At 63.4% G+C, this 20,220-nt stretch carries 17 protein-coding genes; 8 read left to right on the top strand and 9 right to left on the bottom strand.

Annotation, left to right across the window (positions count from 1 at the left end; genetic code table 11):
* Positions 1 to 5 precede the first annotated feature (5 nt).
* From OXH74_RS21715 to OXH74_RS21705, 3 genes are all read right to left on the bottom strand, one after another.
* On the bottom strand, positions 6 to 1,424 hold the full coding sequence (locus OXH74_RS21715) for a homospermidine synthase (protein WP_375738808.1): 1,419 nt from the start codon (positions 1,422 to 1,424) through the stop codon (positions 6 to 8).
* Positions 1,425 to 1,534: 110 nt separating this feature from the next.
* Positions 1,535 to 1,993: a hypothetical protein gene (locus tag OXH74_RS21710; protein WP_375738807.1), complete on the bottom strand. Its 459-nt coding sequence runs from the start codon at positions 1,991 to 1,993 to the stop codon at positions 1,535 to 1,537.
* 232 nt (positions 1,994 to 2,225) lie between these two features.
* Positions 2,226 to 3,497 carry an OprD family porin gene (locus OXH74_RS21705; protein ID WP_375738806.1) on the bottom strand — a complete coding sequence of 424 codons (1,272 nt, stop codon included), beginning with the start codon at positions 3,495 to 3,497 and terminating at the stop codon, positions 2,226 to 2,228.
* 584 nt (positions 3,498 to 4,081) lie between these two features.
* Between OXH74_RS21705 and OXH74_RS21700 the strand changes: the two genes are divergently transcribed.
* From OXH74_RS21700 to OXH74_RS21685, 4 genes are all read left to right on the top strand, one after another.
* The gene (locus OXH74_RS21700) at positions 4,082 to 4,858 is read left to right on the top strand and encodes an IclR family transcriptional regulator (protein ID WP_375738805.1); all 777 of its coding nucleotides are present in this window, start codon (positions 4,082 to 4,084) and stop codon (positions 4,856 to 4,858) included.
* Positions 4,859 to 5,124: 266 nt separating this feature from the next.
* Positions 5,125 to 6,174: a Gfo/Idh/MocA family protein gene (locus OXH74_RS21695; protein WP_375738804.1), complete on the top strand. Its 1,050-nt coding sequence runs from the start codon at positions 5,125 to 5,127 to the stop codon at positions 6,172 to 6,174.
* A gap of 26 nt (positions 6,175 to 6,200) precedes the next feature.
* Positions 6,201 to 7,016, top strand: a complete 816-nt coding sequence (locus OXH74_RS21690) for a sugar phosphate isomerase/epimerase family protein (protein ID WP_375738803.1) — start codon at positions 6,201 to 6,203, stop codon at positions 7,014 to 7,016.
* Positions 7,017 to 7,070: 54 nt separating this feature from the next.
* Positions 7,071 to 7,985 (top strand): DMT family transporter, encoded by a 915-nt coding sequence (locus tag OXH74_RS21685; protein ID WP_375738802.1) that lies wholly within the window; start codon positions 7,071 to 7,073, stop codon positions 7,983 to 7,985.
* Positions 7,986 to 8,083: 98 nt separating this feature from the next.
* On the opposite strand, the gene OXH74_RS21680 is transcribed toward OXH74_RS21685, so the two are convergent.
* Genes OXH74_RS21680 through OXH74_RS21665 form a run of 4 tightly spaced genes read right to left on the bottom strand, consistent with a single transcriptional unit; the run spans position 8,084 to position 12,692 of the window.
* The gene (locus OXH74_RS21680) at positions 8,084 to 9,826 is read right to left on the bottom strand and encodes an FAD-dependent oxidoreductase (protein WP_375738801.1); all 1,743 of its coding nucleotides are present in this window, start codon (positions 9,824 to 9,826) and stop codon (positions 8,084 to 8,086) included.
* Positions 9,823 to 10,143 carry an NIPSNAP family protein gene (locus OXH74_RS21675; RefSeq protein ID WP_375738800.1) on the bottom strand — a complete coding sequence of 107 codons (321 nt, stop codon included), beginning with the start codon at positions 10,141 to 10,143 and terminating at the stop codon, positions 9,823 to 9,825. Before OXH74_RS21675 ends, OXH74_RS21680 begins: the two co-directional genes overlap by 4 nt.
* 9 nt (positions 10,144 to 10,152) lie before the next feature.
* Positions 10,153 to 11,871 (bottom strand): FAD-dependent oxidoreductase, encoded by a 1,719-nt coding sequence (locus OXH74_RS21670; protein ID WP_375738799.1) that lies wholly within the window; start codon positions 11,869 to 11,871, stop codon positions 10,153 to 10,155.
* A gap of 11 nt (positions 11,872 to 11,882) precedes the next feature.
* Positions 11,883 to 12,692 (bottom strand): shikimate dehydrogenase family protein, encoded by an 810-nt coding sequence (locus OXH74_RS21665; protein WP_375738798.1) that lies wholly within the window; start codon positions 12,690 to 12,692, stop codon positions 11,883 to 11,885.
* 155 nt (positions 12,693 to 12,847) lie between these two features.
* Between OXH74_RS21665 and OXH74_RS21660 the strand changes: the two genes are divergently transcribed.
* Positions 12,848 to 13,618: an IclR family transcriptional regulator C-terminal domain-containing protein gene (locus OXH74_RS21660; protein ID WP_375738797.1), complete on the top strand. Its 771-nt coding sequence runs from the start codon at positions 12,848 to 12,850 to the stop codon at positions 13,616 to 13,618.
* Positions 13,619 to 13,765: 147 nt separating this feature from the next.
* Here the strand turns inward: OXH74_RS21660 and OXH74_RS21655 are convergent, their stop codons facing one another.
* Positions 13,766 to 14,626 carry a shikimate dehydrogenase gene (locus OXH74_RS21655; RefSeq protein WP_375738796.1) on the bottom strand — a complete coding sequence of 287 codons (861 nt, stop codon included), beginning with the start codon at positions 14,624 to 14,626 and terminating at the stop codon, positions 13,766 to 13,768.
* A gap of 4 nt (positions 14,627 to 14,630) precedes the next feature.
* Positions 14,631 to 15,074 carry a type II 3-dehydroquinate dehydratase gene (gene aroQ, locus OXH74_RS21650; protein WP_375738795.1) on the bottom strand — a complete coding sequence of 148 codons (444 nt, stop codon included), beginning with the start codon at positions 15,072 to 15,074 and terminating at the stop codon, positions 14,631 to 14,633.
* 213 nt (positions 15,075 to 15,287) lie between these two features.
* Between aroQ and OXH74_RS21645 the strand changes: the two genes are divergently transcribed.
* From OXH74_RS21645 to OXH74_RS21635, 3 genes are all read left to right on the top strand, one after another.
* On the top strand, positions 15,288 to 15,668 hold the full coding sequence (locus OXH74_RS21645) for a DUF2946 domain-containing protein (protein WP_375738794.1): 381 nt from the start codon (positions 15,288 to 15,290) through the stop codon (positions 15,666 to 15,668).
* A 148-nt stretch (positions 15,669 to 15,816) separates the two neighbouring features.
* Positions 15,817 to 17,901, top strand: a complete 2,085-nt coding sequence (locus OXH74_RS21640; protein WP_375738793.1) for a TonB-dependent copper receptor — start codon at positions 15,817 to 15,819, stop codon at positions 17,899 to 17,901.
* A 471-nt stretch (positions 17,902 to 18,372) separates the two neighbouring features.
* Positions 18,373 to 20,157 carry a methanol/ethanol family PQQ-dependent dehydrogenase gene (locus OXH74_RS21635; protein WP_375738792.1) on the top strand — a complete coding sequence of 595 codons (1,785 nt, stop codon included), beginning with the start codon at positions 18,373 to 18,375 and terminating at the stop codon, positions 20,155 to 20,157.
* The last annotated feature ends 63 nt before the right edge of the window (positions 20,158 to 20,220 follow it).

Genomic DNA, 20,220 nt, shown 5'->3' with positions numbered 1-20,220 from the left:
GATTCCTAGAAAGCGCGAAAATTATTGAATTGCCAGGGGGCGCCGGGCTCCAGCGCTTCGTTGAAGAGGGGCACGCGCCCCTTGAGCGGCGTCCAGTCACTGTAGGTGCCGCCCAGCTCACCGAGATAGGGGCGGCAAAGCTGGAGGATTGGCGCAAACGGGATTTCGTCGGGTTCGAGGATCCCGCAGTCTGGGTTCTGCAGGGTCCAGATCACGGCTGCCATCACGGATGCCGCAACCTGCAAGCTGGTTGCGTTATTGCGAATGCACAGCGCACGGGTCTGCTCCAGGGACAATTGCGACCCGTACCAGTAGGCACCGCGTACAGGCCCCAGAAGCAATACGCCCAAGGCATCTGTACCGCTGACAAGCTCGTCGACCAGCAAGCGTTGCACCTCCTGCGGTTGCCAATGGCGCCCGGCGAGTTCGTGCATCGACAACACGGCGAGGTCGCAGGGATGGTACGCATACAGGACGGTCGGACGGTACTTCGGTCGGAGAGGATCGCCCAGAGTCAAGTAGTCGGCGATGGATATCGACTCACCATGGGAAATCAGGAAAGCCTGTTGAGGTCCGCACAGTGGCGTCCAGCTGTGCACGCGGGTCGCACCGCCTGGCCGCTCCAGGTAGATAGCCGCCTGGCAGCCGAATCCATGGCGGCGAGCATCTTCAGGCAAGTGAGTCTCATGGCTGCCCCAGCCGAGTTCCGCCGGTTGGCAGGCCTCGCTGATCAGACCGGGGACGGACCAAGTATTGACGAACTCGCCCAAGACCTTCGGTGTGGCAGCAATCTGCGTGTCTCGTTCAGCAATGTGGATACAACGAACGTTAAGCTGTTGCGCCAGGTTGGCCCAGCCTTCACGGGATTCTGGGGTTGCCGCCCCAAGCTCCGAATCTTTCGCCAGGTTCACCAGCGCCTGCTTGAGCAGATGCGAAACCAGACCGGGATTGGCGCCGTGGGTGACAGTCGCCGTCGGACCTGGGCCGAGTTCCAGGCGCAGCGCCAGGATGGATTCTCGCAAGGCATAGTTGGAGCGCTGGGCGACACTCAATCGGGTGTCGACATAGCCACCGCCCCAGGGTTCGATGCAGGTATCCAGGTAAAGCACCCCTCGCGCGTGGCACAGCCTGATGAGCGCCAGGCTCGAGACGTTGACAGACAGATTCAGCAGAAAGTCGCCTGGATGCAGTTCAGGCTCCAGCACTGCGCGATAGTTGTCGGGGGTCAGGGCTGTCTCCAGCAGCTCAAGGCCCTGTGCCTTTGCCGCAGCTTGGTTCGAAGCATCCGGAGTGATGACCAGGATCTGGTCGGGACGTAGATCGATATGGCGCAACAGCAATGGCAAGACGCCTTGGCCCATGCCGCCGAAACCGAGCATGAGCAAACGACCGTTGAAGCGATGCTTGTCAGGGGATATCCCCATGGCGTTGCTCCGGCGCAGATCGCACCCAGGGTGGCTTGTCTATTTACATAGTAGAGGACGCCTCTCGGCCGAGCCCGAAACGACGTGTGCCATGCCCACGGATGCGTGCGCTAAGCGACGGACCAGAGTTGATACGCCCGGAGGATATCGTCGGCTTCCAGTTCGAGCAGGTCAGCCCGCGTATCGATCAGGTGGGCGAGGAGGGCGGCGATGGCCTGGCGTTGTGGCGCAGAACATGCGTTCAGGAAGGTGTTGTAGGCGCCGCCCTGATAGAGATGAAACAGCAATTGCCAGCCGTACCAGTCCAACTGGTCGTTGGGCTGCGCCAGGGCGAAACGCACCAGCGTCGGCATGAAGTAGGCGATGCCTTCCGGGGAGCAGAAGCAGATCGGGTCCCAACCGGCGTTACCGACATCGGAGTGCTGCAGAGTGGAGCGGTCACGGCTGCGCAGCAATTCATCGTGCTCGGCGCATTCGCAGCAGTGCCGGTAGTTGGTGAAATGCACCGGGCGTGGCGCGTCGGCGAACGCTGCGTCGATCAAGGCAAGGGCTTCGGCATCTGTCGGCATTGGCAACCGCCGCTTGAGGGGTCGATAGCACGACGCTAGTGGGTTGGAGCGAAAATGTCGATGCTGAGTCGCGAGCTGACTACCGATGTGGTTGCGTCGGCTAGCCTCAGCGGACGATCAGACGGACGCGACCTGCTCTGGTTGCCTATGCCGCCCGAGGCCTCACATGAGGGAAATGGTTAAAAAAGCCCGCCAGATGGCGGGCCAGAGAGGCTAAACAATCACCAACGGATCAGAGCAGCGAGAGCGGATAGGAGATGATCAGGCGGTTTTCGTCGAAGCTGTTGGTGTTGCCCCAGTCGCGGCGCATGCTGGAGTTGCGCCATTTGATCCCCAGGCTCTTGAAGGCGCCGGACTGCACCACGTAGGCCAACTCGCTTTCTCGTCCCCATTCCCTGCCATCGTCCACGGCACCGACGTGCACGTTGTCGCCATGGATATAGCGGTTCATCAAAGTCAGGCCGGGGATACCGGCGCCAGCGAAGTTGAAGTCATGACGCAGTTGCCATGAGCGCTCGCCAGCGTTGTCGTAGCTGGAGTTATAGCTGTCGTTTGCCAGAGTGCCACCGCTGGTGCCGTTTACGCGCATCCACGCATCGTCACCGTCGACCTTCTGCAGGCCGACATAGAAGGTGTTGGCGCCATACTTGGCGGAGAACAGACCGGACCAGGTCTGGTTGTCCAAGTCTCCCGCCTTGGCGCTACCGTCTTCCTTGCCGGTGAAGTAACCGAGCGTAGCGCCCAGGGTCCAGTCACCGACTGGCTGGCTGTGAATCAGTTGGACGAACTGTTGCTCGTAGATGTCTTTCAGCTGGGCATTCCAAAGGCCGACCAGGGTGCGGTTGTCGTTGAAGGCGTATTCGCCACCGACGAAGTTGAAACGGTCGGAGGTGAACGAGGCCCGGCCGTTCATTGACATGTCTTCCATGCTGGCATCGTTGCGCGGGCTGTTGCCGCGGAACTGGCCGCCGTAGAGGGTCAGACCGTCGATTTCCCTGGAGGTGACCTGCGCACCCTCGAAGGTTTGCGGCAGCGAGCGGCCGTCGTCCGAGCGCAGGATCGGCAGCACTGGCATCCACTCGCCAGCTTTCAACTCGGTTTGCGAGATGCGCATCTTGCCTGCTAGGCCGAGGCGGCCGAAGTCGTCCGCGGGGCGGCCATCGTCATGCACCGGTAGCAGTTGGGTGCCCTTGGTGCCTTTGCCACCATCGAGCTTCACCGCGAGCATTCCCAGTACGTCGACGCCGAAACCGACCGTGCCCTGAGTGAAGCCGGAACGGGCGTCGAGGATGAAACTCTGCGTCCATTCTTCGGCCTTGCTCTGGTTAGCGTCGTTGACGAAGTTGCGGTTCATGTAGAAGTTGCGCAGGTTCAGGGTTGCCGTGGCGTCCTCGATGAATCCCGCTTCTTCGGCCTGGACGTGCAGGGCACTGGCGGCGATGGCCAGGGCAAGACTGGCGCGAACGAGAGTCGAAGGACGGCAGTCGGGGCGTGGGAATGACATGTACGGTTTGCCTCTTTGCTTGTTGTTCTCAGGGACGTGGCGGGCCCTTCGCGCAGGCGGCGAATCGACGAATCAGGGCGAAGGGGCCGGCGATCAGCGGTGCCGGCTGGGTGCTATTGCAACGCGATGAGGGACTGAAGACTGGCGCTGGGGCGTATGCGAGGCGGAGTGACGATTGGCTGGGACATGGGATTGGACCTTTTTTGTACTTATGGGTAGTTCCCGTAGCCCTGGAAATGAAGTCGCAGGCTGGTTGCGGCAGGGCTACGGGGTGACCAGATAGTGAAAGCTGGAGGGTGAAGGTTCAATTCGATAATCGCGGTTTTGTTCGCTGATCGAACGCAAACGAACTGGTTAGTACATTGTTGGCCGGGAAGAAATTCGATCCTCGGCCCACGTACCGTTGGGAGTGCTTCACGCACGAGGCGTTGGTGCCGGCTGGCGCAAATCATCACCAAAGGCATCGGTATTGGTGAGTGCAGTGCATCCTGTAAGCGTGTCGCGTTCATCGATCCTGGCGGTTCCAGGTTTCGCCCTTGAGTGCTTGTCTTTTAGAATCGGCAAAACCTTTCAGAGACCCAACCATGGCCGGAAGTCAGATCGAGCGGGCGCTGAGCCTGCTGGAAAGCCTCACCAGCGATCCCAGGGGCCTGCCGATGCAGAGCCTCTCGGATGAATTGAGCATTCCCAAAAGCGCGACCCATCGCATGCTTGCCGAGCTGATTCGCCTGGGTTATGTGCGCCAGAACCCGGAGAACAGCCGCTATCAGTTGTCCACCAAACTGGTGGCCATGGCCTTCCAGTACCTGGCCAGCAGCGGGGCGGACATCGTCCAGCCGATCCTCGATCGCCTGGCCCAGGAAACCGGTGAACTGGTGCGCCTGGGAGTCATTGATGGCGACCGTCAGACCTGGATCGCCAAGTCCCAGGGTGCGCGCTCCGGCCTGCGCTACGACCCAGATATGGGCCGTGATGCTCCGTTGTTCTGCACCGCCTCCGGGCACGCCTGGCTGGCCAGCATGAGCGACGCGGAGGCGCTGGCACTGGTCGAGCGTCAGGGCATTGCCGACCTGACGCAGTTCGGCCCCAATGCGCCGCGCTCCAATATCGAGTTGCTGGAGCGGCTGCGCCTGGCGCGCGAACACGGTTATGCCTGGGTGATGGAAAGCTCGGCCGTGGGGACTTCCGCGCTGGCCGCGGTGGTGCGCCATCCGCTGGATGGCCATGTGATCGGCGTGCTGAGCGTGGCCGGCCCCAGCGCCCGCCTACCCGAGTCGCGTATCCACGACCTGGCACCGCAACTGCTCGACGCTGCCAACGAACTCTCGGGTGCCTCCCAGGCCTCGGAGATCTTCGCCTGACGGCGCAATAGGCGCCGTTCACAATAGCGCTGCAGACGCGACTCCACTCGCGCCTGCAGAAGCACGCTCCCTCCATTGGGCTTTCCAGCGCCCGGCTGATCGATACCCCTTTCACTGACTGCACTGCGGATTGACCGCTGGGCGTGCAGGATACGTTTTCCACTTGCGATAAAATGGAACCGAGTTCTAAATAGTGCGAAAATAGAAACCGGAACAGAGTTCCACTCTGATTCGGATGCTTCGACAAGCACAAGAGGAAAACCTCCGTGAACTCACCGCTTCAGATCGCGCTCATAGGCGCTGGCGTCATGGGCCGCCAGCATTTCCAGCGCTTGAGCAAACTGCCGGATGCACGGCTTTGCGCTGTCGCCGATCCAAGCCCGCAGGCTGCAGCGTTTGCTGCTGGCTGCGGAGTGCCGTACTTCGACAATCACCGGCGAATGCTCGGTCAGGTGAGCCCGCAGGCGGTGATAGTCGCCAATCCCAACAACCTGCATGTGAGCACGGCGCTCGACTGCATCGCGGCCGGAGTGCCAGTGTTGATGGAGAAACCGGTGGGTGTACATCTGGACGAGGTTCGCGAGCTGGTCGCCGCATCCGCCGGGTACGGCGTACCGGTGTTGGTGGGCCATCATCGCCGCCATAACCCGCTGATCGCCAGTGCTCACGAGCTACTGGCGAGCGGCGTGCTTGGGCAGCTGACCTCGGTCACGGGGATGTGGCAGCTGCAGAAGCCGGACAGCTATTTCGACGTTCTTTGGCGCCGTGAGCCGGGCGCGGGAATGCTGCTCACCAACCTCATCCATGACCTCGACCTGCTGCGTCACCTGTGCGGCGAGGTGGCGCAGGTCCAGGCCATCACACGGAATCGGGTTCGTGGGTTTGCCAATGAAGACAGCACCGCGGTGTTGCTGGAGTTCGAGAACGGTGCCCTCGGCAGCCTGACCGGCTCCGATGCGGTGGCCGCGCCCTGGAGCTGGGAGCTGACGTCTGGCGAAAACCCGGTCTACCCGCGCCAGCCGGACCAGCCTTGCTACCTGCTGGCGGGCACTCGCGGTGCCTTGAGCATCCCCCAGCTCAAACACTGGCGCTACGCTGAGGCAGTTGCCGGTTGGCACCAGCCCCTGATCAGCGAGCAACTCGCATACGTACCGGCCGAGGCGCTCGATCGGCAGCTGGAACACTTCATCCGCATCGCCCGTGGTGAGGCTCGCCCGCTGGTCGATGCCGCCGACGCAGGGCGCACCCTGGCGCTGGTCGAGGCCATTCGCCAGGCCGCGGAAACCGGTCGTGCCTGCACGCCAGAAACCCTCTGATCCTGCCCCCAGACACAGTGAAGAACATGAACGAACGTATTTTTTCCCTGGCGGCCCTGACCGTACTTGAACTGTCGCCCCCACAGATGGTGGAGGTGGCCGCCCGTGCCGGCTACAGCCATGTCGGACTGCGCCTGGTACCCGCGACGCCGGAGGAGCACCACTTCCCGCTGGTCGCGGATGCCACGCTGTGCCGTCAGACCCTGGAGCGCCTTCGAGATACCGGTTTGAAGGTGCTCGATGTCGAAATTCTTCGCCTTAAAGCAGAGACCCGAGTCGACGACTTCGAAGCGATCCTGGCCGTAGGCGCGGAGTTCGGCGCCAGCGAACTGCTGGTGGCTGGCAACGATGCCAACGAGGCCCGTATGACCGACAACTTCGCCGCGCTCTGTGACCTGGCGGACCAGTATGGCCTGCATCCGCATCTGGAGTTCATGCCCTGGACCGATGCACGCGACCTGATCCAGGCCCGGCGGATCGTCGAGAACGCTGGCCGGGCCAATGGTTGCGTGCTGGTGGATGCCTTCCATTTCAATCGTTCTGCCTCGCGCCTGGAGGACCTGGCCAAGGTACCGCCGGCACGCATGCGCTACGCCCAGCTCTGCGATGTGGCGGGTCCCCGGCCGGACAGCATGGAGGAAATCCTCCGTCAGGCGCGTAACGAGCGGCGCTTCCCGGGTGATGGCGATTGCGACCTGCAGGGTCTGCTGAGTGTCTTGCCGGCGACTATCCCGCTGAGCCTGGAAATACCGACCCGCCAGTTGCTGGAGCAGGGCGTCAGTGCACAGCAGCGCGCTGACATGGCGCTCGCCAAGGCCCGCGCGTTGCTGGCGCTGGGTTGACCTCTCCGTCTCAGGCGCGGCAGGCGGCTGCGGCGCCCTTTCCATGAGAAATAAATGAGCACTGCCAGCACGCCCCTGTCCGGAGTCAATCAGCCACTGCGGGGAATCCTGCTGGTTGTTCTGGCTACCTTCCTCTTTGCCGGGCACGACGCCCTGTCGAAGTACCTTTGCGGCTTCTACCCGGTGGTCCTGGTGGTCTGGGCCCGCTATCTGGTCCATACCCTGCTGATGGCGGGGATCTTCCTGCCGCAATCAGGGCTGCGCGTGCTGCGCACCCGTCGGCCGGTGTTCCAGGTTCTCCGCGCATTGAGCCTGCTGAGTACGAGCCTACTGTTCACCGCCGGACTGATGTTCATCCCTCTGGCCGAGGCGACAGCGGTGAATTTCCTCGCTCCGGTGCTGGTCACCGCGCTGTCCTTGCCCCTGCTCAAGGAGCGCGTCACGCTGGGGCAGTGGGTGGCGGTGGTGTTGGGATTTGCCGGGGTGATGGTGATCGTTCGACCGGGCGGTGAGCTTTTCACTCCAGCGGTGCTCCTGCCCTTGGGCTCGGCCACCGGATTCTGCTTCTATCAGCTACTCACCCGGATGGTCGCAGAGCACGATAGTCCGACCACCAGCAACTTCTTCGCCGGGTTGTGCAACACGCTGGTGATGTCTGCCCTGGTGCCGTTCTTCTGGCAGGTGCCGAGCTTCAGCCATGGTTTGTTGCTGGTGGGGCTGGGCGGCTTGGGGATGTCGGCGCATCTGTTTCTCACCCAGGCATTTCGCCAGGCGGCACCAGCCTTGCTGGCGCCTTTCGGCTATTGCCAGATCGTCTTTGCGGGTTTGCTGGGGTTCGTGATCTTTTCCCACACGCCGGAGCAGACGACGGTGGTGGGGATCGCGATCATTTGTCTCAGCGGGTTGGCCGCCGCCTGGCTGCAACGTCGCGATCAATCACCCAGCCTTGCGGACGAGGTGGATCGATGAGGCGTGATCTTCCAACATCAGCCCGTCGGACAGAGCAGGCCTGTCGGCATGGTCTGATTTCGACGGTGAGGTTCTCTGCAAATTGGCTGTCGAACAGGTCAGGCCGCGCCGCAAGGCGATGATCTGCGAGTCGTTGCTTCGTCATCGCTGGTCCCGACGGCTTCCGCCGCCAGCGCCTGGCCGGCAAGGTAGCCGAAGGTCATGCCCGGCCCCAGGGTGATACCGCCGCTGGGGTAGTGGCCAGCCATCACGCTGGCCATGTCGTTACCCACTGCGTACAGCCCGTGGATGACATCTCCGTCCGCGTCCAACGCCCGTGCCGAGGCATCGGTACGCAACCCTGCGAACGTCCCGAGGCTTCCGGGCACCAGCTTCACCGCATAGAACGGGCCTCTCGCCAAGGCACCCAGGGATGGGTTCGGGCCGTGCAGCGGCTCGCCCTGGGCCTTGTTGTAGGTCGAGGCACCCCGCTGGAAGTGCGGATCTTCGCCGTTGCGTGCATGCCGATTGAATTCGGCGACCGTGGCTTCCAGTTGCTGCGCATCCAATCCGCATAGTGCCGCCAACCCTGCGAGTGTCGCCGATCTGAATAGATAACCTTTGCGCACATAGTTGGCGGTAGGGAAGGGGAAGGGCCTGGCCCAGCCGATGCCATAGCGGCGCTGCGCAGGGTGGTCGCAGATCAGCCAGGCGGCAGGCTCCTCGCCGGCCAAGGTGGCACGGAACAGAGCGTTCATGAAGTCGTGATAGGAATCGGCCTCATTGGTGAAGCGCTTGCCGTTGCGCAGGACCGCAATAAAGCCGGGCTTTGCGCGATCCATCAGGTGCGGGAAGCCGCTATGGCTGCCATCCGCGCGCGGCACCCGAGATACCGGGGCCCAGGCGGCAGGGCTGGAAATCTCGGTGACGACCTGGGCGCCAACCTTTTCGCCCAGGCGCAGGCCTTCACCGCTGTTGGTCGAGGGCGCGGCGGAAAGATGGTTCTGGTGCTCGAACATCTGGTCGATCCGCCCACGATCATGGGGAAAACCGCCGCAGGCCAGGACCACGCCCCGGTCCGCCCGGACCTGCACCCGCTGGCCATTCAGTTGCAGCTCGGCACCCACCACCCGGTCGCCCTCGCGTAGCAGGCCCAGGGCCGGCGCGTTGGCCTCCAGGCTCACGCCCAGGTCCAGGGCGCTACGAAGGAGCCGCGCCACCAGTGCGTTGCCATTGACCAGATGCAGACCGCGGCCGTGCAAGAGGAGGTCGCGCCAGTGACGCAGCAAACGCCCGGCGACGTACCAGGCCGAGCGCGGTGAGCGGCTGGCATTGAAGAAGTGCGCCAGATCGGCGCCGCCGGCAATGCCCATGCCGCCGAGACTGATCAGGTCCAGTGGCGGGCGCAGGGCTTGTAACCATGGGCCGAGCTGGCGACCGTCGAACGGCTGGGCGCAGAGGGAGCGCCCGCCGCGTGCAGCACCGGGCGAGTCGTGCATGTCCGGCATGCGGCTGCCGGAGTAGAACTGCACGTGGGTGTAGCGCTGGAAGAACTCCACCATTTCCGGCCCGTGGCGGAGGAAGGCGTACAGGCGTTCGTCCAGCTGGTTGGTGCCCAGTTCGGCGCACAGGTAGCGTTCCACCGCCTCGGCCGAATCCTCCAGGCCTTCTGCCATGGCCAGTGGATTGCGTGGAATCCACAGCCAGCCGCCGGACCAGGCGCTGGTCCCGCCGAACTGACTGGCCTTCTCCGCAACCAGAACCTTCAAGCCCAGATGGGCGGCGGTCACTGCCGCCGCCAGGCCTGCGGCCCCGGAACCAATTACCAGCACATCGCACTGGTGTCCGGTTGCGCCCCTCATTGCAGCGGGGAGAAGCCGGTGGGGCGCATCAGCCGGGATTCCAAATGCACCACCGCATCCAGCTCCTTGTTCAGCCGGCCGAATTCCGCCCAGCGCGGATCGGCGGCCATGGCGGTGCGCCGCGCCATGCGCTCGTCCAGGCTTTCATAGGCCCAGATGTGTACTACTTGGTTGGCCTCGCCGAACTCGGTGGTGAAGAAGCCCACCAGCTTGCCCAGGCGCTCGGTCTGCAACTCCAGGCAATGACTGCGGTAGAGGGCCAGCCAATCGGCAAGTTTGGTGGGCTTGATGGTGTAGGTACGCAGCTCGTAGTACATGGTGTTTCCTCAGTGGTTGGATTGCAGGCGTTCGGCAACATGGGTGGCGGCGAGATAGCCGAAGGTCAGGCCCGGGCCGATGGTGATGCCGGGACCGGGATAGGTGCCGCCCATGATCGAGTTCATGTCATTGCCGGCGGCATAGAGGCCGGCGATGGGCGCACCCTGCCGGTCGAGGACATTGGCATTGGCGTCGGTCACCAGGCCGCGGGCTGAACCGAGGTCGCCGGTGTGCAAGCGGATGGCGTACCAGGGCGCCTTGGTCAGGGGTGCCAGGCACGGGTTGGGCTGGTGGTGCGGGTCGCCCAGGGACTGGTTGTAGCTGGTGGCGCCCTTGCCGAACTGACTGTCGACACCGGCGCGGGCGTCCTCGTTGTGGTGTGCAAGTGTGGCGACCAGGCCTTGTGGGTCCACGCCTATGGCGCGGGCCAGTTGCTCCGGAGTGTCGGCGCGGTGCAGGTAACCGGCCCGTTCCAGCGCGCGATTGTCGACCGGGCTCGGTCGCGCCAGGCCCATGCCATAGCGCCCCAGCGCCTCGGCATCACCGATCAGCCAGCAGGGCGCATTGCCGGGTCGCTGCATGGCCTGGACGAAACTGTGGTAGGAGTCTGCCTCGTTGGTGAAGCGCCGTCCCGCCCGGTTCACGGCAATGATCCCCGGCTTGGCACGGTCGGTGACCAAGTGCGGAAAACGCTCCAGCTCGTTGCCGAGGCGGGGAAGCACGGACACCGGGGCCCAGAAGAAATTGGCCGCCAAGCCATTGCCGGTTGCCGCATTCACCGTTTCACCCAGGGCCAGAGCGACGCCGTCGTTGGTCTCGGGGGACATCGTCCAGTGCTCGCTGCCGGTGTCCGGCCGATAGTCAGCCGCCTGGGCACCGGCAGCGAAGCCGCCCATGGCGCAGACCACGCCGCCGCGGGCATGCAGTTCCAGCAGTTGGCCGTTGCAACGCACTCGCACACCACGGACGCGCCCTTGGTCGAGGACCAGCGACTCGGCGCTGCTGTTCAGCCAGAGTTCGGCCCCCTTGGCGAAGGCGGTGGTGGCCAGCCTGGCGATCAGTGCATTGCCCACCGTCAGGCGCGTGCCGCGTTCGTGGCTGAGCCGGTCCAGCCCATAGCGGGCCAGCAGCTTCAGGCAATGCCAGAGGGATCGTGGAGATCGACGGAAACTGAGGAAATGCTGGATATCGACGCGATTCACCATCATCCCGCCGAACAGCAGCATGCCCTCCGGCGGCCGGCGCAGGTCCTTGAATCGGGCTCCCAGGAGACGGCCGTCGTACTCGACCACTTCCAGGGCGCGGCCACGGTCGGTAGCGCCTTCTTCCAATGGGTAGTAGTCCGGTGAGAAGGGGCGCAGGGCATAGGCCAGCTCGGTGTTCTGTTCGAGAAAGTGCAGCGCTTCGCGGCCGCGCTGAATGAAGGCTTCGACCAGCTCGGGGTTGAAGGCGGAGCCTATGGTCTTGCGCAGATAGGTGCGGATGGCCTGCGGGCTGTCCTGGATGCCAGCGGCGCGGGCCTGGTCGCTATCGAAGATCCAGGCGGCGCCGCCGGAAATGGCCGAGGTGCCACCGAACGTGGCGGCCTTCTCCACGATCAATACCTTGAGACCCTTGCAGGCGGCGGTGGCGGCCGCGGTGAAACCGGCGGCGCCGCTGCCGAGGACGATCAGGTCGTAGGCTTCCGCCACGACTACACCACGGGGAAATTGGGCGGTTGTATTCACGGTAGCTCTCCTCAGACGTCCAGTGGCATCACGCCCATGAAGTGACCGAGATTGCCCATCTGCGCGCGGGCCATCTCCGGACCGGTCTGGATTCTGCAGCCGAGTTCGCGGGCGATTTCGAGGAAGGGGGTGATGACCGGGTTGGTTACCACGTCGGCTACTAGTGCGGACGGGTTCAGGGTTTCCAGCAGCTGGCCGGCAAGGGGCAGTTCACCGCTGCCGCCCATGCCCACCGGGGTGGCGTTCACCACCAGGTCGAAAACCGACAGGTTGGCATACTGGTTGCCGATATTCAGTTGCGGGAAGGCGGCGCGTAGCAGCTTGGCGAGGGCTTCGGCGCGGGGCTTGTCGAGATCGGCGATCACCAACTGGCGCACGCCGGATTCGCAGAGGGCATAGGCGATGGCCGCCCCAACGCCGCCGGAACCGACCACCAGGGCGCGCTTTTCGGCCGGCTGGAAACCATGGGCGCGAGCGGCCTTGAGGAAACCTTCACCATCGACGTTGTCGCCCAGAAGGCGACCATCGGCCTCGCGGCGGATCACGTTCACCGAACGCAGTGCTGCGGCGCGCGGGCTGAGGCCGTCGAGGCGTTCGGCCAGCACCTGCTTATAGGGCACAGTCACCACGCAGCCGCGGAGGTTACGCCAGCCGCGCAGGGCGTCGATGAAGGCAGCCAGCCCTGACTCGGCCATATCGATGGCGACCATCGCCAGTTCCTGGCCGTTCTGCTCGAACCAGGTATTGAAGTTGGCCGGCGATTTCACCTGAGCGATGGGGCTGCCGATGATGGCTACCAGTTCGGTCGAACCACGGATCATGTCGATCTCCTGAGGCGTATTGTTGTGCCGGCAGTATTGCCAGCGGCCCAAGGCACCAACAATGAAGCTGAAAGGTGTTTTGCTTGTTAATCGCAGTCTGACTGCGATAATCGCACTCTTCGGCGAAATAAGCCGAGTATCCAGAGGAGTGGGGAATGAAGACGCCGGTGATTCACCAGCGAGACTTGATCGCGGGGTTGCAGAAAGGCCTGACGTTGATGCAACTGTTCAGCGAGGACTACCCGCGCCTCAGCGTGCCCCAGGCAGCCACGATGTCCGGCCTGACCCAGAGTGCCGTCCGACGCTTCCTGCTGACCCTGGTGCACGAGGGCTTCGCCGAAACCGATGGGCGTCAATACTGGCTGACAGCCAAGGCCTTGCGCATCGGCCAAGCCTATGTGGACTCGGCGCAGCTACCGCGAATGCTGCGGCCGATAGTCGAGCAGGTGGCACGGACCACGCAGGAACACGTGTCGGTGGGGCTACGCGATGGTGACGACATCGTGCATATCGTCCGTAGCCGCTACAGCCATATCGCCTCGCTTTCCATCCGCCCCGGCTCGCGCATGCCCATGTACTGCACCGCCAGCGGGCGCATCTGGTTGGCGGATTTCGATGAGGCGCAGCTGGACGCCTACTTCGCTCGGGTGGAGTTGCGCCCGCTGACGCCCTTCACCCGCACCGGCGTCGCGGAGCTGGAGGAGGAACTGCGCAAGGTCACCACTCAGGGCTACGCCGTCGTCGATCAGGAATACGAAGTGGGCATGTGCGTGCTCGGTGTGCCGCTGAAGAACCGCAAGGGTGAACTCAAGGCGACCCTCACCATTACTACCCATGCTTCACGGATGAGCGGTGAAGAAATGCGCCAGCGTTACCTGACTCCGCTGTACGAGGCTCAAGCGCTGTTGAAGCCGGTGCTGGATTGAGGGGGAAAGGGACAGGCCTGCATCGCGAATGAATTCGCTTACACAGGAAAAGCGAAGCGGGTAGGGCTTGAGTCGGTAGATACAAGGTTGGGCTTCGCGGAGCTCAGCGGATCGCCGCGCGGCCCAACCTACTCGGGCGGGACGCCTTCAGCCATTCATGCTGGCGAAATGCGCCATCATGCGCGGCGCATCTGCACTGGTACCGCTGAACAGCTCGAAGGCTTTCACCGCCTGGAATACGGCCATTGTGCTGCCATCCAGGGTGCGGCAGCCGATCGCGCGGGCGTCGTGCAGGAGTTGGGTTTCCAGCGGGAAGTAGACAATCTCCGCCACCCACAACTCAGGCCGCAGCAGCTCTGCCGGTACAGGGGTGCCCGGAAGCTTGGCCATGCCGATTGGCGTGGTGTTGACCAGTCCGTCGGCCTCGGCCATTGCACTTTCCAGGTGGCTGCCGAGCATGGCGCGGCCGGCACCGAAGTGCTCGTTCAGGTTATCGACCAGCGCTTGGCCGCGGCTGGCGTCCACTTCGAACAGGGTCAGGCGCTCGACACCCTCGGCCAGCAGCGCGTGAGCCACGGCGGAACCCGCACCACCGGCACCCATCTGCACGACCTGGCGACGGGCGACATCTGGCAGGCCGCGACGCAAGCCCTCGGCAAAGCCCAGGCAGTCGGTGTTGTGGCCGATACGCTTGCCGTCCTTCAGCAGCACGGTGTTCACGGCGCCGATGCCTCGCGCCTCCGGCGAAAGTTCATCAAGCAGTGGGATGATCGCCTGCTTGCAGGGGAAGGTGATGTTGAGCCCGGTGAAGCCCATGCGTTCGGCGCCCGTCAGCAGGTCGGGGAGGGCGCTGGCGTCGAGCTTCAGCGCATCCAGGTCGATCAGTCGATAGAGATAGCGCATGCCTTGGGCGTCGCCTTCATGCTCATGCAGGGCAGGGGTGCGCGATGCCTGGATGCCGGCACCGATGAGGCCGGCGAGAACGCTTGGGGAGCGGGATTGGCTCATGGTTTCACTCCTGGCTGAACAGTTGGTTGAAATGCTGCAGCGCCAGGCGATAACCATGGCTGCCAAGGCCGCAGATCACGCCGACCGCGATGGCGGACACGAACGAGTGGTGGCGGAACTCTTCGCGCTTGTGCACGTTGGAGAGGTGGACTTCGATCACTGGCAGCTCACTGGCTACCAGGGCGTCGCGGATAGCGACGGAGGTGTGGGTCCAGGCAGCAGGGTTGATCACGATGCCATTGATGCGACCGCGCGCCTGGTGAATCCAGTCGATCAGTTCGCCTTCATGGTTGGTCTGGCGGAAGTCCGTCTCAAAGCCCAGTTCGGCGCCGGTGCGGCTGCACAAGGCGGCGATATCGGCGAGGGTTTCATGGCCGTAGGTAGCCGGTTCGCGGGTACCGAGCAGATTCAGGTTCGGGCCGTTGAGCACCAGGACAGTGCGGGTCATCCAGAGGTTCTCCGTTTCTTATTAGGGCCCGCAGAACGGGCACGATCAGTAATGTTAAAATGTACGAACCAGTTAATACAGTCAATCGGAAAACACTGCTGAACCCTGGCAAATGTGCGGTTATCGGCCGGTTAGCTCCCTTCTTGGCCTGCGGCAATCGACCACGTCTGGCCATCTCCCGTCCCCGAAGGCCCGGTGCTAGAGTCGCCGCCCATGAAATTCGCCCGCCAAGACCGCTCGCTGATTGCCTGGATGCAGTATGCCTGCGTCCTGTTCAATCTGTTCGCATGTGGCCTCCACCACGGGCAGATGATGGGCCTGCAGCTGAGCGGCATCGGTGGCGAGTTCTGCGCCTCTGGCCCCGATAGCGGGCCTGCCATGGATGACAGCGGCGGCGCAGTTGGCAACGGTTGGTCCGGCACGTTCAGTTGTCCACTCTGTGCGTCCATCACGCTCAGCATCGCTGTACTCTTCGGCCTGGCTTGGCTCCTTCGGCCCGAGCGGTCACGACCCTCCGCCCGCGAGGCCCGCTGCAAGGCGCCGCCGCGCTATCACTGGCCTTCCGCCAATCCTCGAGCTTCTCCCCAGGCTTGATCCGGCTCGTCCCGCACCTGTCGCGGGCTGATGCACCTCGTTCAATTCGCCCCAGGACACCGCCATTGCCGTGATGCGTCCGGTCTGACGACCAGGCGCCCGATGGCGGCTCAGTGGGCCGACGGATCATGCTCAAGGAACCTGCAAGATGAACCGAAAATCTACCTACACGCGGGGCGCTGCCATGCTGCTCGCGCTCAGCCTGCCTGCTTTCGCCGCCGATTCGGCTGGCGAAGCCCTCGCCAGCGCAACCCCGCCCGCTGAAATCGAGCCCATTGTCATAACAGCCGAGCAGCAGAGTTCTCCGCTGACCGTGGTTACTGACCCCAAGGATGCGCGCCAGCCCGTACCGGCCAGTGATGCGGCCGACTACCTGAAGACCATTCCCGGCTTCGCTGTCATCCGCAATGGCGGCACCAATGGCGACCCGGTGCTGCGGGGCATGTTCGGCTCGCGGCTGAATATCCGCACCAACGGCGGGCTGATGCTTGGCGCCTGCCCTGGCCGAATGGATTCGCCCAGCTCCTACATATCCCCGGAGACCTACGACAAACTTACCGTCATCAAGGGGCCGCAGACTGTGCTCTGGGGGCCGGGCGCCTCGGCGGGTACGGTGCTGTTCGAGCGTGAGCCCGAGCGCTTCGGTGAGTTGGGCAGCCGCCTCAATGGCAGCCTGTTGGCAGGCTCCAGCGGTCGTTTCGACAAGGTGCTGGATGGTGCCGTCGGCAGCGAGCAGGGCTATCTGCGCATGGTTGGTAACCACGCCCAGTCGGACGACTACGAGGACGGCAATGGCGATACCGTGCCGTCTCGCTGGAACAAGTGGAATGGCGACGTGGCCTTGGGCTGGACACCTGATGCCGACACCCTGGTCGAACTTAGCGCCGGTAAAGGTGATGGCGAGGCTCGCTATGCCGGGCGCAGCATGGATGGCTCGCAGTTCCTGCGTGAAAGCCTGGGCCTGCGTTTCGAGCGAAACAACCTGGGCGAGGTGTTGGATAAGGTAGAAGCGCAGCTTTACTACAACTACGCCGACCACGTGATGGACAACTTCAGCCTGCGCGATCCAGACCCGAGCAGCGTGATGTCCATGCCGATGGCCTCCAACGTCGATCGCCGCACCGTGGGTGGGCGCGTCTCCGCCACGCTGAAATGGACGGACGTGGAACTGGTGGCCGGTGTCGACGCATTGCGCAGCGAGCACCGCAAACGCAGCTCGCGCGTCGACATGATGAGCAGAGCCTTTACCGATGCTGACCAGTTCCCTTGGAGCAAGGACTCCATTGCGCACAACTATGGAGCCTTCGCTGAAGCCACTTGGTACATCGCCGAGCGTAATCGGGCGATCACAGGGGCGAGGCTGGACCGGTCTTCAGCTCGGGATTTTCGCCAGACCCTGGGCAAGATGGGGATGCCCAACCCGACCGCCGACGACACCCGCGCAGAGACGCTGCCCAGCGGATTCATGCGTTACGAACATGACCTGGCGGATAGACCGACCACTCTCTATGCCGGCATGGGACACACGCAGCGCTTCCCCGACTACTGGGAGCTTTTCTCGCCAAGCCAGGGGCCGGCAGGCTCGCTGAATGCCTTCGAGGGCGTCGAACCGGAGAAGACCACCCAGCTCGACTTCGGCATCCAGTATGCAGATGCCGGGCTGGAGGCCTGGGCCTCCGGCTATGTCGGACAGGTACGGGATTACATCCTTTTCACCTACACGCCGAGCATGATGGGCGCAGCCTCGCGGGCGGAGAACATCGATGCCCGCATCATGGGCGGTGAGTTGGGATTGGCCTACTCGATCGACCGCAACTGGAAAGCCGATGCCACCTTGGCCTACGCCTGGGGCAAGAACAGTTCGGATGACGAGGCGCTGCCACAAATGCCGCCTCTGGAAGCCCGCTTCGGTCTGACTTACGAGCAGAGCGACTGGAGTGCAGGCGCCCTGTGGCGCGTGGTAGCAGCACAGAACCGTGTTGCCGAGGGCAAGGGCAACGTGGTGGGTCAGGACTTCGGCAACAGCGCAGGCTTCGGGGTGTTCTCGCTTAACGGCGCCTACCGGGTCAGTCGGAGCCTCAAACTCAGCGCTGGCCTCGATAACCTCTTCGACAAGGATTACGCGGAGCACCTGAACCGGGCGGGCGACGCCGGCTTCGGCTTCCCGGCCGACCCGATTGCCATCAATGAGCCCGGCCGCACCCTGTGGACCAAGGTCGATTTTTCCTTCTAGCCCGACCGCGGCGGCACCTTCCTGCTGACGGTGCTGCCAGCCGGCTGCAAATGGCGGCTGAGTGCCACGTGAAGCGACAGGAGGTGGGGCTACGCTCATCTCAGGTGCATGTCATTCACGTACCTGAGCTGGTCAACGGCATGAACGACAACTCCAGGTGAGATGGACATGAGAACCGCTCGAGCCCGCGACCCATGCGGAGCGTCTTCCCGTCACCTTCGCAACGGAACGAGAACGGTTCGACGTCGTCTTCGGTGGCCTCTGCTGGGCGCCTGCGTCTGGTTGTTCCTGATGATGTTGCTGGGGGCGGAACGGGTTGCTACCTGGCCCTGGACATGAGGGTATTGCTACCAACGGACTAGAAAAATCAGCACTGCGTTCAATTGTTGCAATAGGGAGGGGAACCAAGAATTTGCGGCAGACCGGGAAATTTTCCCGGGTCACAACAACAAGCCCGCAGAGGTAGCCGCAATGAAGCACGCCACACCTAACCAGCCTTTCGCCAGGACCCTGCTGTGCGTCGCCATGGCGCTGGCCAGCATGACCGCTCTGGCCGGTGTCACCGACGAAGACATCCTTGGCGATGCCAAGTCCACTGACCAGGTGGTGACCAATGGCCTGGGGCTGCAGGGTCAGCGCTACAGCACCCTGGACACGCTGAACAGCGACAACGTCAAGGAACTGCGCCCGGTCTGGACCTTGTCCTTCGGCGGTGAGAAACAGCGTGGCCAGCAGGCCCAGCCGCTGGTCAAGGACGGTGTGATGTACGTGACCGGCTCCTATTCGCGGGTGTTCGCGGTAGACGCACGTACGGGGCGCAAACTCTGGCAGTACGACGCGCGCCTGCCTGACGGCATCATGCCCTGTTGCGACGTCATCAACCGCGGTGTGGCCCTCTATGGTGACCTGGTGATCTTCGGCACCCTGGACGCCAAGCTGGTTGCCTTGAACAAGGACACCGGCAAGGTCGTCTGGCGCAAGACCGTGGCTGACTACAAGGCCGGATATTCCATTTCTGCGGCCCCCCTGGTGGTCAAGGGCAAGCTGATCACCGGTGTGGCGGGTGGCGAGTTTGGCGTGGTGGGCAAGATCGAGGCCTACAACCCCACCAATGGCGAGCTGCTTTGGACCCGCCCAACCGTGGAAGGGCACATGGGTTACGTCTACAAGGACGGCAAGAAGGTCGAGAGCGGCATCTCCGGCGGCGAAGCTGGCAAGACCTGGCCGGGCGATCTGTGGAAGACCGGCGGCGCGGCGCCTTGGCTGGGCGGTTTCTATGACCCGGATACCGATTCGCTGCTGTTCGGGACCGGCAACCCCTCGCCGTGGAACTCGCACCTGCGCCTGGGCGACAACCTCTATTCCTCTTCGCGCTTGGCCCTGAATCCGGACGACGGCTCGATCAAGTGGCACTTCCAGACCACCCCGCATGACGGTTGGGATTTCGACGGCGTGAACGAGCTGGTGTCCTTCGACTACAAGGATGGCGGCAAAACGGTGAAAGCGGCGGCCACCGCCGACCGTAACGGCTTCTTCTATGTACTGGACCGCACCAACGGCAAGTTCATCCGTGGCTTCCCCTTCGTCGATGAAGTCACCTGGGCCAAGGGCCTGGATAAGGACGGCCGGCCGATCTACAACACCGATAAGCGCCCCGGCGCGCCTGGTGCTGATGGCAAGCACGGCAGCGCGGTGTTTGTCGCGCCGTCCTTCCTCGGTGGCAAGAACTGGATGCCCATGGCTTACAGCCAGGACACTGGCCTTTTCTACGTGCCCTCCAACGAGTGGGGCATGGACATGTGGAACGAGAACATCTCCTACAAGAAAGGCGCGGCGTACCTTGGTGCGGGCTTCACCATCAAACCGCTGAACGAGGACTACATCGGCGTGCTGCGCGCCATCGACCCGAAGAGCGGCAAGGAAGTCTGGCGGTACAAGAACTACGCACCGCTGTGGGGCGGGGTGCTGGCTACCAAGGGCAACCTGGTATTCACCGGCAACCCGGAGGGTTACCTGATGGCCTTCGACGCCAAGTCCGGCAAGAAACTCTATGAGTTCAACACCGGCTCCGGTGTGATCGGCTCGCCCATTACCTGGGAAATGGATGGGGAACAGTACGTCTCCGTCCTTTCCGGCTGGGGTGGCGCGGTGCCGCTCTGGGGTGGTGAAGTGGCAAAACGCATCAAGGACCTGAACCAGGGCGGCATGCTCTGGACCTTCAAATTGCCGAAGGATGAAGTCGTCGCCAAGCGTTGATCCGCTGACCCAGCCCGCCGCGGCCTCGCGTTGCGGCGGGCTTTTTCGTAGGGAGGATCACCC

The organism is Metapseudomonas boanensis (assembly GCF_042232855.1).
Taxonomy (GTDB): domain Bacteria; phylum Pseudomonadota; class Gammaproteobacteria; order Pseudomonadales; family Pseudomonadaceae; genus Metapseudomonas; species Metapseudomonas boanensis.
Note: the sequence above shows the minus strand (reverse complement) of the source record. Positions and strands in the feature narration are given on the sequence as shown.